The sequence below is a fragment of the Bradyrhizobium sp. AZCC 2230 genome, assembly GCF_036924495.1.
Classification (GTDB): Bacteria; Pseudomonadota; Alphaproteobacteria; order Rhizobiales; family Xanthobacteraceae; genus Bradyrhizobium; species Bradyrhizobium rifense.
In genome coordinates this window covers 9,030,859-9,045,888 of the sequence record NZ_JAZHRS010000001.1, presented here as the reverse complement: position 1 = coordinate 9,045,888, position 15,030 = coordinate 9,030,859, and the positions used below count along the sequence as shown (strand labels likewise).

The 15,030-nt window shown below is 57.4% G+C and carries 13 protein-coding genes; 2 read left to right on the top strand and 11 right to left on the bottom strand.

Features of this window, described 5'->3' with window-relative positions; all coding sequences use genetic code 11:
* Positions 1-23: 23 nt before the first annotated feature.
* From V1280_RS43040 to V1280_RS43015, 6 genes are read right to left on the bottom strand one after another with little or no spacing between them, the layout of a single operon-like run.
* Entirely contained in the window at positions 24-1,352 is a 1,329-nt protein-coding gene (locus tag V1280_RS43040; RefSeq protein ID WP_334536987.1) for an MFS transporter, read from the bottom strand.
* Between the two features lie 25 nt (positions 1,353-1,377).
* Entirely contained in the window at positions 1,378-1,857 is a 480-nt protein-coding gene (locus V1280_RS43035; RefSeq protein ID WP_334536986.1) for a (2Fe-2S)-binding protein, read from the bottom strand.
* Between the two features lies 1 nt (position 1,858).
* The gene (locus V1280_RS43030) at positions 1,859-4,150 is read right to left on the bottom strand and encodes a xanthine dehydrogenase family protein molybdopterin-binding subunit (protein ID WP_334536985.1); all 2,292 of its coding nucleotides are present in this window, start codon (positions 4,148-4,150) and stop codon (positions 1,859-1,861) included.
* Positions 4,147-5,016 carry an FAD binding domain-containing protein gene (locus tag V1280_RS43025; RefSeq protein ID WP_334536984.1) on the bottom strand — a complete coding sequence of 290 codons (870 nt, stop codon included), beginning with the start codon at positions 5,014-5,016 and terminating at the stop codon, positions 4,147-4,149. The genes V1280_RS43030 and V1280_RS43025 overlap by 4 nt, the downstream gene beginning before the upstream one ends.
* Positions 5,013-5,477, bottom strand: coding sequence for a CoxG family protein (locus V1280_RS43020; RefSeq protein ID WP_334536983.1), 465 nt, complete (start codon positions 5,475-5,477; stop codon positions 5,013-5,015). Before V1280_RS43020 ends, V1280_RS43025 begins: the two co-directional genes overlap by 4 nt.
* Positions 5,474-6,229: an alpha/beta fold hydrolase gene (locus V1280_RS43015; RefSeq protein ID WP_334536981.1), complete on the bottom strand. Its 756-nt coding sequence runs from the start codon at positions 6,227-6,229 to the stop codon at positions 5,474-5,476. The genes V1280_RS43020 and V1280_RS43015 overlap by 4 nt, the downstream gene beginning before the upstream one ends.
* A 466-nt stretch (positions 6,230-6,695) precedes the next feature.
* Between V1280_RS43015 and V1280_RS43010 the strand changes: the two genes are divergently transcribed.
* Positions 6,696-7,547, top strand: a complete 852-nt coding sequence (locus V1280_RS43010; protein WP_334536979.1) for a p-hydroxycinnamoyl CoA hydratase/lyase — start codon at positions 6,696-6,698, stop codon at positions 7,545-7,547.
* A gap of 67 nt (positions 7,548-7,614) precedes the next feature.
* Positions 7,615-8,799 carry a CaiB/BaiF CoA transferase family protein gene (locus tag V1280_RS43005; RefSeq protein WP_334536976.1) on the top strand — a complete coding sequence of 395 codons (1,185 nt, stop codon included), beginning with the start codon at positions 7,615-7,617 and terminating at the stop codon, positions 8,797-8,799.
* Here the strand turns inward: V1280_RS43005 and gcvA are convergent, their stop codons facing one another.
* From gcvA to V1280_RS42975, 5 genes are all read right to left on the bottom strand, one after another.
* Positions 8,800-9,711, bottom strand: a complete 912-nt coding sequence (gene gcvA, locus V1280_RS43000) for a transcriptional regulator GcvA (protein ID WP_334536975.1) — start codon at positions 9,709-9,711, stop codon at positions 8,800-8,802.
* 34 nt (positions 9,712-9,745) lie between these two features.
* Positions 9,746-10,039, bottom strand: a complete 294-nt coding sequence (locus V1280_RS42995) for an acyl-CoA dehydrogenase family protein (protein ID WP_334536973.1) — start codon at positions 10,037-10,039, stop codon at positions 9,746-9,748.
* Between the two features lie 30 nt (positions 10,040-10,069).
* Positions 10,070-11,272 (bottom strand): ABC transporter substrate-binding protein, encoded by a 1,203-nt coding sequence (locus V1280_RS42990; protein WP_334536971.1) that lies wholly within the window; start codon positions 11,270-11,272, stop codon positions 10,070-10,072.
* A 635-nt stretch (positions 11,273-11,907) separates the two neighbouring features.
* The gene (locus tag V1280_RS42980) at positions 11,908-13,221 is read right to left on the bottom strand and encodes an MFS transporter (protein WP_334536969.1); all 1,314 of its coding nucleotides are present in this window, start codon (positions 13,219-13,221) and stop codon (positions 11,908-11,910) included.
* Between the two features lie 208 nt (positions 13,222-13,429).
* Positions 13,430-14,872 (bottom strand): aldehyde dehydrogenase family protein, encoded by a 1,443-nt coding sequence (locus V1280_RS42975; protein WP_334536967.1) that lies wholly within the window; start codon positions 14,870-14,872, stop codon positions 13,430-13,432.
* Positions 14,873-15,030: the final 158 nt, after the last annotated feature.

Below are 15,030 nucleotides of genomic sequence, written 5' to 3'. Positions count from 1 at the left end.
ATCTGGTCGCGTGCCGACCGGATTTAGTCCGGTAACGGAGCTCCCTTGGTCTCAGGTAGGAAGAGCGCCGCGCCGATACCGACCACATAGATCGACGCAAGCACCACGGCGGCCTGCCCAAAGCCGCCGAATTGGGTGATCATGGTGCCGGCAAGCAATGGCCCCAGGAAGGCGATAAAGCGCGGCGCGTTGAACGCGAATGCCATCGCAGTCGCGCGCATGCGGGTCGGATACAGTTCCGGAAGCCAGACCGGCATCCACGTGTATTGACCGTTGCTGAAGAACGCATTGACCGCAGCAAGCAGGAGCAGCCGCTTGAGATCGGCCGTCAGAAAGAACAGCGCTGGAGTCAGCAGCAAAGCCATCGCGAAAAAAATGATCGTGATTGGCTTGCGGCCGAAGGCATCCATCAGGAAACCCATGCTGAGATAGCCAAGCACCGAGCCAATCGTATAGGCCATGCCGGCATAGCTCGTCCATTGGGCGGCGGTGAAACCTTCCTTGAGCGCCAACGAGCCGATGAACGGTGGCACCCACGTCGAGATTCCCCAAAACCCGATCGTGGTCGTCAGCGACATCACAAAAACGACGATGGTCCGTCTGCGCAGCGATGGATCGGTGAAAAGATCGAGCAGTGTGAAGCGCGTCAGTTTTTCGGCGTCTTCGCCGAGCGTCGCGCCTGACCGTTTCTGTTCGAGCGCGGCATGGCGCTTTTGATTGGCTTCCTCCCAGACTTTCGATTCCGGAATGGCGCGCCTGATCCACAGCGTCAGAAGCGCGGGTAACACTCCAAGCGCGAACATGTAGCGCCAGGCATCCGGACCGGCCTCGCTGAGAAACAACCAGGTCAAGGATGCTAGGAAGAAGCCCAGTCCCAAACCGCATTGCATGATGCCCGCGCCCTTGCCGCGGGCGCGATCCGGCCACAACTCGGCGAGCATTGAGCTCCCGGTGGCCCATTCCGATCCGATGGCGATACCGACCAGGAAACGCAAGGCCACGAATGATATCCAATCAAACGCGAACGCGCTCAGACCGGTTGCGATCGAATAGGCGATAATGGCCAGCACCATCGTTCGCTTGCGGCCAATATAGTCGGCCAGAATTCCGCCGAGCATACCCCCGATACCCCAGCCAAGCAGCGTGATCGCGATCACCGTGCCGATATAGGATGGAATCTGCGCATATTGCGCGGGATCGAGCAGTTGGCGTAGCGCGACGCCGGTGGTGAGAACCAGCGCATAGGTTTCAAAACCATCGAACAACCAGCCAAGATTCGAAGCAATCAGCGCGTTCCATTGCGAGCGTGACAGCGCTCTGTACCAGGGGCCGTCTATCGCAGAAGTCGCCATCCTTGATTCCCAAAAGAGATGCTGTTTATGTGCGTGCCATCTTGCGTGCGGCGCTTTTCACAGCGTTGATTATCTCTGGATAAGCCGCACAGCGGCATAGATTGCCTGCTAGATAGTCCTTGATTTCGTCATCGGTGGGCATCGGCCGTTGTTCCAGCAGCTTGTGCGCCATCAAGACAAAGCCCGAGGTGCAGAAGCCGCACTGGAACGCACCTTTGTCAATGAACGCCTGCTGCACCGGGCTCAGAGTCACGTCGTGATCGAGGTGCTCGATCGTCGTGACGATCTTGCCATCGACGAAAGCCGCGGGGTACAGGCAACCTGACACCGCCATGTCATCGACGATGACAGTGCAGCAGCCACAGAGACCCTGGCCGCAGCTTTCGCGAGCGCCGCAGAGATCCAGCCTGTTCAACAACTCGACGAGATTCTCGTGCGTCTGAGCAAGCATCTCGGTCTTGCTTCCGTTCAGCACGAAGCTGATCGACTTGGCGTGCTGGTTCATCTCAGTCTCCAATCGGATTTCCGGCCTTGAGGCGGATGGCTCTCAGCACGCTCTCCGCGGTCAGCGGCAGCTCGGTTAGGCGAATGCCCACGGCATCATGAATGGCGTTGGCGATCGCGGGCGAAACACCGAAGGTCGAGCTTTCTCCGACGCCCTTGGCACCGAAAGGTCCACCACCCTGCTCGGCCAGCACGATGTGGTTCTCGATATCGGGCGGAATGTCGTGGATGCCGGGGATCTTGTAGTCGGCGAAAGACGCATTCGTGACCTGACCCACGTCGAACTCCATGTTCTCGAACATGGTAAAGCCAAGCTGCATGATCGCCGCGCCGGACAACTGCGTTTGCACGATGCGCGGGTTGAGCGGCCGGCCCATATCGGCGGCATTGACGAGCTTCGTCAGCTTCACATGCCCGGTCTCGGTATCGACCTCGATCTCGACGCCGGCTCCGCCCACCATCCAGAACGGCGTGATGTTGTCAGACATGCCGGTCACGGTGTCAGGCGACATGTAAGTCGGAATGTAGCTGCCAACGCCCATCACGTTGCCGGCCTGCATGCCGTATTTCTTCTTGAAAATCTCGCGGGTCTCGAGATTGGAGCCTTCCGAAAGGCCCACGCTCCGCGCCATCACCTCAAGTTTCTGCTTCGCGTCCTCGGCGGCTAACTTCACTGCGTTGCCCATGTGATAGGTCGACCGCGAGCCGAGGGTGGCCATGTCGTAGGGCGTGACGTCGGTGTCGGGATGGATGACCTTGACGTTCTCGGTTTGCACCTGCAGGACTTCGGCCACGATCTGGGCCATCGCGGTGTCTGAGCCCTGCCCCATATCCACCGTGCTCATGTAGAGCGCGCAGCTTCCGTCGGCGTAGACGTTGACGAAGGCAACCGACGTCGTCGGCGAGATCGAGGCTTTGAATCCGATTCCGATACCTCGACCGCGGCGCACCGTTCCGGTGCCACGATCGAACGGCGCAAGCCAGTTCATCTGCTCGGCAACCTTGTCCAGAACGAGATCGATTGCGGCGTCCTTCATGACGGTTCCGGTCGCCTGCGGCCGACCTTCACGCAAGATATTCATACGGCGGAATTCAACCGGATCGATGTTCAGTTCGCGCGCGATCAGGTCGGTATGACTCTCATACGCCCAGACCAGCTGCGGAATGCCGAACCCCCGCAACGCGCCGGCAGGGGGCCGGTTCGTATAGAGCGAGTAAGACTCGATCGCGACGTTCTCGATGTCGTATGGGCCGGGCGCCGTGAAACCGGATTTCTGGGTGACGCGCGGCCCGATATCGGCATAGGCCCCCCCGTTCCAATAGACGGTGCAGCTACGGCCGGTGATCTTGCCGGCAACATCGACCGCGCTCTTGATCCGGAACGTGGTGGCATGCTTGGTGATCGTATAAAACTGCTCTTCCATGGTCAGCGACCACTTGACTGGCCGTCTGGTCAGGAGCGCGAGAGCGGCGACCAGCGCCTCCAGCTTGACGTAGAGCTTCGCGCCGAACCCGCCACCGAGATACGGTACTTTCACCTGCACCCTGTTCTCTGGCCATCCGAGCAGCCGAGCGAGCTCGATTCGGACGAATGACGGACTCTGCGACGCCGTGTGAATCGTCAGGCCATCGCGCGTCGGCTCGGCAAGCGAAACCATCGGCTCCAGCGGGGTATGCATCACCTGCTGGGTCCGGAATTCGTGTTCGAACACGTGCGCCGCGCTGGCGAAGGCTTCGTCGACATCACCTCGCTTGAGATGAAAATCGAGCGCGATGTTGGTGTTCGTCTTGCCGTGCAGATGCTTGAGATCGGGAAATGTGCCGGCCGGCTTCAGCACCTCGTGAACGATAGCCTTGGATTCCATAGCCTCGACTTCGTCGAAGATCGCCGGCATTTCCTCGTACTGCACCTCGACCAGCTGCGCCGCCTGCTCGGCGACGTGCGGATCCCTGGCAAGCGCGACGGCAACAGGTTCGCCGGCATGCCGCACCTTCCCCACAGCGAGAATCGGTTGATCGTGGAAAGCGGGACCGTAATACGGTTCCGGGATGATCTTTCGGATGTCCTCTCCCGTGTAGACCGCGAATACGCCCTCGACCTGCAGCGCGGCGCTGGTGTCGATGCTGATGATGCGGCCGTGCGCCACGGTGCTGCGCACCACCTTCGCGACCAGCATGCCCGGCACGCGCATGTTGTGCACGTACTCCGCGCGGCCGGTCACTTTCTGACGCGCCTCAAGCCGCGGAAGCGAGCGGCCCACCTGCCCCGCAGGCATTGGCTTGTGAATTGTCATGATAGGGTCGCTCCAAAGCCTGCCTGCCGCAGAGCGCGACGCACATAGACGCGGACCAGCTCGGATTTGTAAGCTGCCGAACCGCGGGAATCGCCGACAACCTCCACTTCGGCGAAGGCGGACTCACCGGCCCGCTCGAACGTTGCCTCCACGATCTTCTGACCGCGTAAGATATTTTCGGTTGAGCCAAGGCGCGTCAGTTTCTCGGTGGCGGCGCTGATCATGAGCCTGACATCGCCAATGGTGTCGCCCTCGGCACGGATTGAGCACGCGACACCGAGCGCCGGCCAGTCGTCGGTCGACCGCGTGGTGCATTTGATATAAGCTGACGACCATCCAGCCTGGGACGGCACGTCGACGAACGTGATCAGTTCGTCGCGCTTCAGCACGGTCTCGTAGTAACCGCTGAACAGATGTTCGATGAGGATTTTGCGCTCGCCGGATGGTCCGGTAACGATTGCCTTTGCGCCCAGCGCCGACAGCACCGGCGGGAGATCCATGTGCGGGTCGCCGTGCGCCAGATTGCCGCCGAGCCGCGCGACGTTGCGCACGCGCACGTTCGACAAATATCGCATGGTCTTTTCGATGACCGGCGCAACGCCACGAACCTCGCCGGAATGTTCGATCTGCGAGAGGCTCGCGAGCGCGCCGATGCGCAGGCTGCCGTCGCGGCCACGCCGTATACGCGAATAGTCCGCTTCGACCTTTTGCAGGCTGACGAGGCGCGTCGGACGGAAAACGCCCGACTTCATCATCAGCATCAACGCGGTGCCCCCCGAGATCGGACGGATTTCCGGATCCTCCGCATCGAGGAGAGAGATCGCTTCGCTCAGCGTTGTCGGTTCGGACAGCTCGAATGATATCATGCTGCGTTTCCGGTACTGTTGTCCTGAAAACTAGCCTGGATCCGTGAGGCGAACTGGCGCTCCATCTCTTTGGCCTTCGATTTCAGTACCGGCTGGCCGAGGCTGCCAAGTTTGCCGGTCAACGCGACGTCGAGTTCGTAGTTTACGACAGTGGTGCCACCCGCCTCTTCGAGATTGGCCGCGGAGGTCGCGGTGAGCCGACCGACCATTCCTGCGGGCGAGCCCTCAACCCTGGCAACGACACGGATGGGCTCGTCGATCTCGGCGACTTCGACCGCAACCGCGAACTTGAATTTGATATAGGCTACCCGCGTCTCCAGCGTCGCGGTGTAGTGGCGACCGTCGATTTCGACAAGATCCCGAACGCCGTCGACGCACGACGCGAAGAAATGCGCGTCGCGCAGCTTTGCGAAAACCGCCGCGCGCGGCGCTGGAACGTCGATCTTACCCGTGAACTTCATGCGACGGCCTTTCTCAGCAGCAGATCAATCTCCGCGGCAATGCGCTCCGGAAATTCGAGCGGCGTCAAATGACGACCGCCGGAGATAATGTTCAGTTCCGATCCGGCGATCCCGGCATGGAGCTCTTCTGCCATCTTGATCGGCGTTGCATAATCCTGTTCTCCGACGGCAATGCGCGTCGGCATCCGGAGCGCGCCGAGTTTCAATCGCAGATCGAATGCGCCCATCATCCGGCAGGTTTCTGCATAGGCTTTCGGATCGGTCTTGACGAAGGTCGCGACCGTTCGATCGATCACATCGGCATTCTGTGCCCGGAAGGCGTCGCCGAACCAGCGCGTCTTCTGAAACTCGACAAGGCTGGCCATGCCATCGGCTACACCGCGCGCAGCGCGCTCTTCCCATTGCTTCGGCGCGTTGGCGCCGTACCAGGCTGTGGTATCGAACAGGCCCAGCGCGGCCGTCTTCGCGGCATTGCGCGCGGCAAATGCGATGGCGACGGATCCGCCCATTGATGCACCGCCGATAACGGCCGACGGCCAGCCAATTCCATCCAGCACGTCGGCGAGATCGTCGGCGAATTGCTCGACGGAGTAAGGACCGGACGGTTTGTCCGACGCACCGTGACCGCGACAATCGATCATCAGCACCGCCGCCTGGTTCGACAAGATGTCGGCAACAGGCCGCCAGAATTCACCGTCCAACGCCAGCGAATGCACCAGCGCGACGCGGCGACGATCACTCGCGCCGGCCACGGCGTATGAAATCGATGTTCCGTCGCGAACGACGACTGATGCCCGATGCGGCGTTCGAGTACTCAACAGCCGATCCGATCCAAACAGGGTGAGCGTCGCAAGTCTTAGTCATGCGACAGTCTGACGGTCTTGACGGATCGCGCGTGGCGGCTCAATCGACAAATTTTCACCGAGGTATTAGAAACTTTAATACCCTTGTACGGATACGATCATGCGCAAAAGTCTGCCGAACCCATCAGCAGCGCTCTATGCATTTGAGGCTACAGCCGACACTTGGACCTCCAGCACTGGGATAGCATCGGCCGCGCTGAATCTTTTCTATGTGTTTGGACGTAGACCACCGACAGACGCCGTCCCTCTTCGAAACCATTCGTCATGCAATTATGAATTCATTTCACTAGCCCCTCGAATGCTCGTTGGGCGATATGGGGCGGTAACTTGAACTTCAACAAACGGGAGGTTTCTGATGAGCAATCCGCCACTGAAATTCGTACGCGTCCACAAGCACGACGGTATCAGCTGGGTCTACCTCAATCGACCTGAGAAAAGGAACGCGATGAGCCCGGCGCTTCATGTCGAGATGGATCGGACGCTAGAGGAACTGGAGGTGGACACCGACACCAAGGTCGTCGTCATCGCCGGTGAGGGAGGCAATTTCTCCGCTGGACAGGACTTGAAGGAATTCTTCCGAGGTCTGGAAGACAAGCCCGCCGAATCCAAGCGCATGCAAGAGATAGCGAACAGGTGGCGTTGGGAGCGCCTCTATAATTACGACAAGCCGACGATTGCGATGATCGAAGGGTACTGCGTTGGCGGAGCCTTCATGCAGTTGCTCGCCACGGATTTCGCAATCTCCGCCGAAGACGCTACTTTTTCGCTCTCGGAAGTGAACTGGGGTATTCTGCCCGGCGCTCTGGTTGCCAAGGTTGTCGCCGATGCTGTGCTGTATCGCCATGCGCTCTATTACGGATGCCTCGGCGACGCGTTCGACGGGAAAGAAGCTGCGCGCGTCGGCTTCGTCAATCGAGCCGTGCCGCCCGCAAAACTTGAGGCCGACGTCACGGAACTTGCTCACAAGCTGATGGCAAAGAGTCCCGCCGTTCTTCGCGCCACGAAACAGGCGATCCGCCAGGTCCGGACGATGGATTTCGGACAAGCAACTGACTATCTCGCAGCAAAGAATGCTGCCATACGTTTAAACGATCCCGAGCAGTCCTATAAGACGGGAATTCATCAGTTCATCGACAAGAAGAGTTACAAGCCAGTTTACCAGCCCTTCCCGCTTGGCTCCATGATAACCGACCAAAGCAAGAAGTAAGAAGATGGGGCGGCGCACTCCGCCGCCCCATCGTACGGCGGACGATCCAGCAGAATACAGGTGCGCTATGAAGACATCACTCGCAGGCATTCGTGTCATCGAACTTAGCACGATGATTACGGGGCCGCTCACGGGAATGATGCTCGCGGACCTCGGAGCCGATGTTATAAAAGTAGAAAATCCCGACGGGGGCGATCCATTTCGTAGCTTTCGCGGCGGCCTCTACAGTCCGCACTATTGCGCTTACAATCGGAACAAGCGCAGCATCGCCCTGGATCTTCGATCCGATCAGGGAAACGCGGCTCTCACGCGTTTGATCGAGCGTAGCGATGTCGTTCTGAATAATTTTCGTCCCGGTGTCTTGGAACGGCTGGGTTTCGGTGACGAATTCCTGCAGGAAACAAATCCGCGAATAATACGCTGTTCAATCAGCGGCTTCGGAAGCACAGGTCCGTACGCGGAGCGACCCGCCTATGATACAGTCGCTCAGGCACTCAGCGGCATGTCCAGCCTCTTCGTCGATCCGCACAATCCACGAATTTCAGGGCCAACAATCGTCGACAACGCGACCGGTCTCTACGCATGCCAAGCCATTCTAGCGGCTCTTGTCGAACGTGAACGGACCGGCAAAGCTCGGCGCATCGACGTCAACATGCTCGATACAGCAATCGCATTCATGCCTGACCCCTTCGGCTATCTGACCCAGATGAATGTCGTATCCGATCTCTATCTTAGAGCGCGGACGTCGCAGTCTTACGCCTTCCGTTGCGCGGATGAGAAACTGATTGCTATTCATTTGTCATCCCAGGAGAAGTTCTGGCTGCAGTTCACCGAAGCGATAGACCGTCTCGATTTGCTCCGGGATCAGCGATTCTCTACCCGGACGCTCCGGATAGACAATTACGATGCGCTCAGTAGCGCGGTTTGTGAAACCTTCCTATGCCACTCTCGCGAATACTGGATAGACCGGTTCTCGCCGAAAGACGTTCCGTTTGCTCCTGTCTACAATGTTGACGAAGTCATGAGTGATCCGCAAGTGCAGCACTTAGGATCGTTCTTCGATCTTCATCATCCGACCGAGGGCGATCTGAAAGCGATCCGTAGACCAATATGGTTCGATGGATCGCGCAGCGACCAGCCAACCCAGGCCCCGCCGATGTTGGGCGAGCATACGGTCGACGTGCTCGAGGAGTTGGGACTGGAAGTCCCGACGCACCACGCTGACGCGAACGCGACAGCGGCCGGCGCTTGACTAGGGCGCATCACCCTGACTTCCGAAACGTTGCAGCGCCCATTTTTGAAACAAGCGGACTTGGGGCAATTGTGCTCGCTCCTTGGGTGAAACGAGATACATTCCCAATTCTGATGGCAACCGGATCGAGAAAGGCTCGACAAGCTGGCCGCTCGCCAAGTCCGGCAGTACCATTGGCGTTCGACCAATCACCACTCCAAGCCCATCGATCGCGGCTTGGACAGATGGGAAAAGAAGATCGAACACGATCTCATTCGCAAATTCAAGATTGGGTTCGTTCGCCTGCACCAGCCAAAGCGGCCAGTCGTCTCGCAAAATGTAGCTGAAGGCTGTACGAATAATCGTATGTTTTGCGAGGTCGGCCGGAGTCTTCAGAGGAGGACCGTTCTTAAGCAGCAAGGGACTGCAGACCGGAAATATTTCCTCGTCGCTTAGCTTGACGCTTTCGAAGCCCGGCCAATCTCCCGACCCGTATCTGATCGAAACGTCATAGTCTGCGCGCTTCATACTTTCCGTTGAAACTATTGTTCCAAACCGAAGAGCAATGTGCGGATGTTTGGCCCGAAAATGAGCCAGACTGGGAATAAGCAATTTTAGAGCGAAGCTCGCCGTACAACCAAGGTAGAGCGCACCCTCTTTCTTGCGATCCATCGCCCGGGTCGTTGCCTCCGAAATTTCCACGATGAGAGGACGTACCGTCGAGAGATAGTCGTGCGCCGTGTCGGTCAGGCGCAACGATCCGGGTTCGCGAACGAACAATTTTGAACCCAGCAGCGCCTCCAAATTCTTGATCTGGTGACTGACAGCGGTCTGCGTCAGATTTAATTCTCTTGCAGCGCGGGAAAAACTCAGGTGCCTTGCCGCGGCCTCGAAAACGCGCAGACTGGTCATGGATGGAAGATAATTTGACAAGTTATGCTTTTGAAAAGTTGCCTATTGGGAAGGCTCAAGCGTAAGCCTTGAGCACGGTGCGGGCAAGGGCCATTTTAAGGACTTCGCCGGGCCCCTCCGTGATCATCATACTGCGCTGGTCTCGAAAGAAGCGTTCGATTGAAGGGCCCCCAGAATGACTGACGCCGCCATGAATCTGCATGCACCGGTGCGCTGCAAGAAAGGATTTCTCGCCCCCGAAGAATTTGACCATAAACGCGTCGGATCGAACCGGGATCAGCTCCTGATTGACGAAGCGACGTAAGGTGTCCTTGAGAAGCGAGGGCCCGGGTGGAAGCTTAAAATCCATCCATGCACCAAATCCAGTCGAACGCATCGCTCAGCCGTTGATGACATCTCCGAAAGGCACGAACTTCTTGCCATCGAAACGTTGTAGCTTTAACTGCCTGATCGGGCGCGGATCTTCCGGGGTTGTATTGATGACGATGCCCGGAATCATCATGCCCAGCTTTAAATCCTTCAACGTTGTCGCGGTCCGTACAAGATTCGCCCGACTTAGGTCGTTCCCGCAGCGCCGTAACAATTCAACCAGCAGTTGGGCGCCAATATATCCATGAACGTTATAGGCGTCCGTGATATCACCCCCTGGATTATACGTCTTCATCCAGACCAACCATTCCTTGTAAGCTGGATCATCGCCCCACTGCGGATCTGTCGGATCCTTGTAGTAAGAAGCGGAGATGACGCCTTTTGCCTGTTCCGCGCCTGCAATCTCAAGAACCGACGCAACGGAGTTGGACGGACTAATTACGAATTGAAGCGGATGCCAATCGAGATCAAATGTCCTGCGGATAGCTTGCGAAGTATATTTCGAGCCCGCTGCAATGAACAGAACGTTGGCCCCAGTCGCTTTCAACGAAATGATTTGCGAATCGACGACCGGATCCGTGACGTCGTATGACGCCTCTCCGACAACAATTTCCTTCACGTGGTCTCCCAAGGCTTCCTTGAAGCCCCTCGCATACTCCCGACCAAGATCGTCATTTTGAAACAAGATCGCGACCTTGGCATCCGGCTTTGTCTGAAGTACGTAGCGAGCGTAGATTTTCGCTTCGGTCTCGTAAGTCGGCGTTATTCCGATAGTCCATGGAAAGTTCTTGGGGTCGGTGATCCGCGATGAACCCGTTATGACAAAGAGTTGCGGTACCTTCTTGATGTTGAGATATTTCCTAACCGCAGTCTGCTGCGCCGTCCCGAGTGACCCAACCATCGCCAGGACCTCGTCTTGTTCGACCAGCCGTCGGGTCTGTTCGACCGCCTTGGGCGGGCTATAGCCATCGTCCAGACTCATCAAATTGATTTTGCGGCCATTAACTCCTCCATCGGCATTCATCTTTTCAATATAAAGGTTGTACGCCTTTCCGATTTGACCCCACGCTGAAAGCGCACCGCTATAGGGCATCGTCTGACCAAGCTTGATTTCAGTCGCGGTGACGCCGACAGTCTGGGACCTGGCCTGAGCCGTCAGGGCGAGAACAAAAAGTCCGATTAAAGCGGATGACGTCTTGAGAGCAGCCGCCATGGTACATTCTCCTCCCTCATTATCTTGCAACCGCGTCTCGCTCGCCTGTTGGAGCGCGATTTTTAGGATTTTTCGCTCGTACGAAGCTCACATAGCCGTGTTGATTCCCGTCGCCTCGGCTGCTAGCGGCAATCCTTCTCCTGCGCTCGCGGAAGCCGCGCATAAAAGTGGTTAGATGACGCGGAATCTGACGGCTTGCGATGACTTGGCGACGCCGTTTCCTCAATCGCTGCTTGTTTGCACCGCAGGTGCCGCAGCTTTTCTGATGCGATTTGCGGCACCAACCAGTGCAGCAAATGATATGATCATTGAAGCACTGAAATGGTGCAAATCAGAATGCATCAGGCATACATGAAAATCTTTCATGGCGGCAGTTTGCGGCTGGGACGGCCCCTCGAAGTTCAGCGTTAGGATGCGCGTTCGCGTGAATGGTGCGACGTGGCTCTATGCCGTCGAGAGCTTCTTCACAAAACCTCACCAGCGGCGATTGAAGCGCGGTGTCTTGGTCTTGGTCGTTGGTCTGCAAGACGCCATCAATCGCTTTCGTCGTCGAACACAATGTGAGGCCGAAACCCCTCACCTGGAGCTCTGATCCTGACAAAACCATCCGAGCCGTCTGACGCGGGCCCTCACTGTTAGATTCTATCCGCTGCTTGGTTTGCGGAGAGGACCTTTGAATAAGACTCTATCTTCGGCCCCTCACGGCTAACGCCCTCGACAAACGGCCGGTCTGGACGCAGCCAAAGTGCTGAGACAGCTCCTGCCGCCAGCAAAATCATGGATGCGCCGAACGCTCCACGCCAATTGCCCAACGCGTCAACGAGATAGCCGAAGACTGTCGGCGATAGCATGCCGGATAAGGCGAAACCGATGGACAGGAAACAGCCGGCGGTTCCGACAAAGCGCGGCGAGATGTCCATCGTCACAAGCCACTGGGGAGAAACTGACGTTTGCACAAAGAAGAAAGCCAGCATTAAAGCAATGGTGACGACTGTTATGTCGGCTGAGATCAATATAGGAACCATGCATACGATCGTCGCCAGAAAACTTCCTGAAATGAGATACGTTCTAGAAATCAGAAGGCTGCTCGTCCTGGCAAGCAGGCGGTCGCTGAGAATTCCACCTGATAGATCGCCAAGAATGCCGGCCACAAGCACCGTGGACGACAGGATCGCCGATGTTTTAAGGTCGATGTGGTAGTTTTGTGCGAAGAACGACGGCAGCCAGTTCAAGTAGATCCACAAAGTCCATCCATAGCAGAAAAACGTAACTATCGATGGGACGTACCTGCGAAGCAGGCGAAAATAGGGAACGCGGCTCTGCGTCTCTGGAGGATCGAGGCCTACGAGTTCGTCGGGGGTTATCGAAGGATGCGTTCTGGGATCATCGCGGTAATAGTAGAGCCACACTGTCATCAATACGAGACCCAGCGTGCCGAGAACGAGAAACGATCCACGCCAGGACGTCATCGTTATGAGCCAAGCGACCAGTGGAGGTGTTATTGCCGTCCCAAGTCGCGAAGATCCGTGTGTCACAGAAATTGCAAAACCCCGGTGAAGTGGTCTGGTCCAACTAACGAGGGCTCTGGAGATCGTCGCGTTGGATGGAGCTTCTCCCAATCCAACGATGCCGCGCGCGAGAAGGAGCTCTGTCCAACTACCGGCAAGACCGGTGAAGATCGTTCCGATTGAGAATACCGTTCCGCATACAAACAAAGTCGCGCGGACTCCATATCGATCGGCGAGCCACCCCCCGATCCACACAATCGAGGTGTAGGCGTACGAAAATGCCGAAAACATCACTCCCAGTTGAACATTGGTGAGGCCGAACTCTTCCTTCATCACGCCGGCGGCTGTGCCAATGTTCGCTCGATCAATGTACAAATATGCCGAAAAAATAGACAGGATGAATAGAATTAGGTGTGTCGCGCGCGGCTTTTTGGCTCTCACGTTGTTCCTCCCGATATTTTTATGGCCATTAGAGCGGGATGGCTTATCTTCGAATCGTCATCCCGCTCTGTCGCTTTGGTTTGAGCATGATCTTTTCGGAAAATCGGTGTCCACTTTTCCGGATCATGCTCTACTCGTCGACGCGATCTGCGCGCCGGGCATCTGGCTTTCAGAAAATATGTCGCCGCGTTTCTGGACTCTTGTTCGATTAAGAGGCCTCGTATCCAAGCAGCGCCTTGCTTTCGAGGAACTCTTCAAAGCCGAACACACCCACTTCGCGGCCGTTGCCCGACTGTTTGTAGCCTCCAAAAGGCGCAACCACGTCTTGCAAACCGTCGTGAGGAGCCCCGTTGAGATAAATGCGACCGGCCCGTAACCGCGCTCCGACTTCTCGGGCATGAGTTAGGTCGCCGGCGAAGACATAGCCTGAGAGGCCGTAGACCGTTCCGTTTGCGATGCGAACAGCTTCGTCCTCGTTGCTATAGGTGATCATTGAAAGAACCGGGCCGAAGATCTCCTGCTGGGCGATCGTCATATCGGGCCGGACGTCGGAGAAGATCGTCGGTTGCACGTAGAACCCGCAGTTTAGCCCGCGCGGACGACCTGGTCCGCCCGTGACGAGGGTCGCGCCTTCCTCGATCCCGGCGCTTATGAGATTTTGAACGCGATCGTACTGCAGCTGGCTAACTAGAGGGCCAAGTCGCGTGTTCCCGTCCCGTGGGTCTCCCACAACAATCGACTCCGCTGTTGCCTTCGCGATTTCCACGGCCGCATCACTCTGGCTCTGATGCACAAGCATTCTTGTTGGCGCTTGGCAGGATTGTCCGGAATTGGTGAAACATCGCATCACCCCGGCTGACACAGCCGTTTCGAGATTCGCACCGGGTAGGATAATATTGGCGCCTTTACCGCCGAGCTCCTGGCACACACGCTTGACGGTGTCGGCCGCATCTTTCGCGACCTGGATGCCGGCGCGTGTCGAGCCGGTGAATGACACCATATCGATATCGGGATGCGAGGAGATTGCGTGACCGACAGTCGGGCCATCCCCGTTGACGAGATTGAACACGCCTTTCGGAATCCCCGCGTCATGAAGGATTTCTGCAAGAATGATCGGGCTGAGAGGGGCGACCTCGCTGGGTTTGACGACAACGGTGCAACCGGCGGCCAGCGCGGGGGCGAGCTTGGAGGCGATCTGGTTCACAGGCCAATTCCAGGGCGTGATCAATCCGCAGACGCCGATGGGTTCGCGCGTGACTCTCGTAGTTCCCAACATGCGGTCGTATTCGTAGTCCCTGAGAACAATCAGTGCCTGTTTAAAATGCGCGAGTGCCGTGTCAGTCTGGATCTGCTTGGAGAACCATAAGGGCGATCCCATCTCGGCCGTTATAGCCTCCGCGACGTCGTCGAAGCGCGCCTCGAAGACAGAGATTACGCGGCGCAGAAGATCGAGCCGTTGCGCTCGAGTCGTCTGCGAGTATGCCGGGAATGCGCGCCGGGCTGCCTTTACGGCGAGGTCGACATCAGCCGCGCTACCGAGGCTGATCCGTCCAATGGCTCCTTCTGTTGCGGGATTTATCACATCGAGGAACGCAGGACTCGTCGGATCAACCCACTCCCCGTCGATGTAAAATTGAGTATCATGTCTCATGCTATTCTCCAGCGTTGGCCAACTCTGTTGACCCGTGTCTTTGTTCCATTTCATTTACGCGCAAGGACCGCCGTGCGGGAATGGCGCCGGAGCAACCGGCGGGTATTCAGGAGATGCCAAGCAGTTTGCATAGCCAGAAAATTCCAAAGCAGTATTGC

Bases quoted from the DNA above. Each gene is read 5' to 3' on its own strand.
- V1280_RS43030 (WP_334536985.1), bottom strand. From the start codon at position 4,150: ATGACAATTCACAAGCCAATGCCTGCGGGGCAGGTGGGCCGCTCGCTT.
- V1280_RS42975 (WP_334536967.1), bottom strand. From the start codon at position 14,872: ATGAGACATGATACTCAATTTTACATCGACGGGGAGTGGGTTGATCCG.
- V1280_RS43005 (WP_334536976.1), top strand. From the start codon at position 7,615: ATGAAGACATCACTCGCAGGCATTCGTGTCATCGAACTTAGCACGATG.
- V1280_RS42990 (WP_334536971.1), bottom strand. From the start codon at position 11,272: ATGGCGGCTGCTCTCAAGACGTCATCCGCTTTAATCGGACTTTTTGTT.
- V1280_RS43020 (WP_334536983.1), bottom strand. From the start codon at position 5,477: ATGAAGTTCACGGGTAAGATCGACGTTCCAGCGCCGCGCGCGGCGGTT.
- V1280_RS43040 (WP_334536987.1), bottom strand. From the start codon at position 1,352: ATGGCGACTTCTGCGATAGACGGCCCCTGGTACAGAGCGCTGTCACGC.
- V1280_RS42995 (WP_334536973.1), bottom strand. From the start codon at position 10,039: ATGGATTTTAAGCTTCCACCCGGGCCCTCGCTTCTCAAGGACACCTTA.
- V1280_RS43035 (WP_334536986.1), bottom strand. From the start codon at position 1,857: ATGAACCAGCACGCCAAGTCGATCAGCTTCGTGCTGAACGGAAGCAAG.
- V1280_RS43010 (WP_334536979.1), top strand. From the start codon at position 6,696: ATGAGCAATCCGCCACTGAAATTCGTACGCGTCCACAAGCACGACGGT.
- V1280_RS43025 (WP_334536984.1), bottom strand. From the start codon at position 5,016: ATGATATCATTCGAGCTGTCCGAACCGACAACGCTGAGCGAAGCGATC.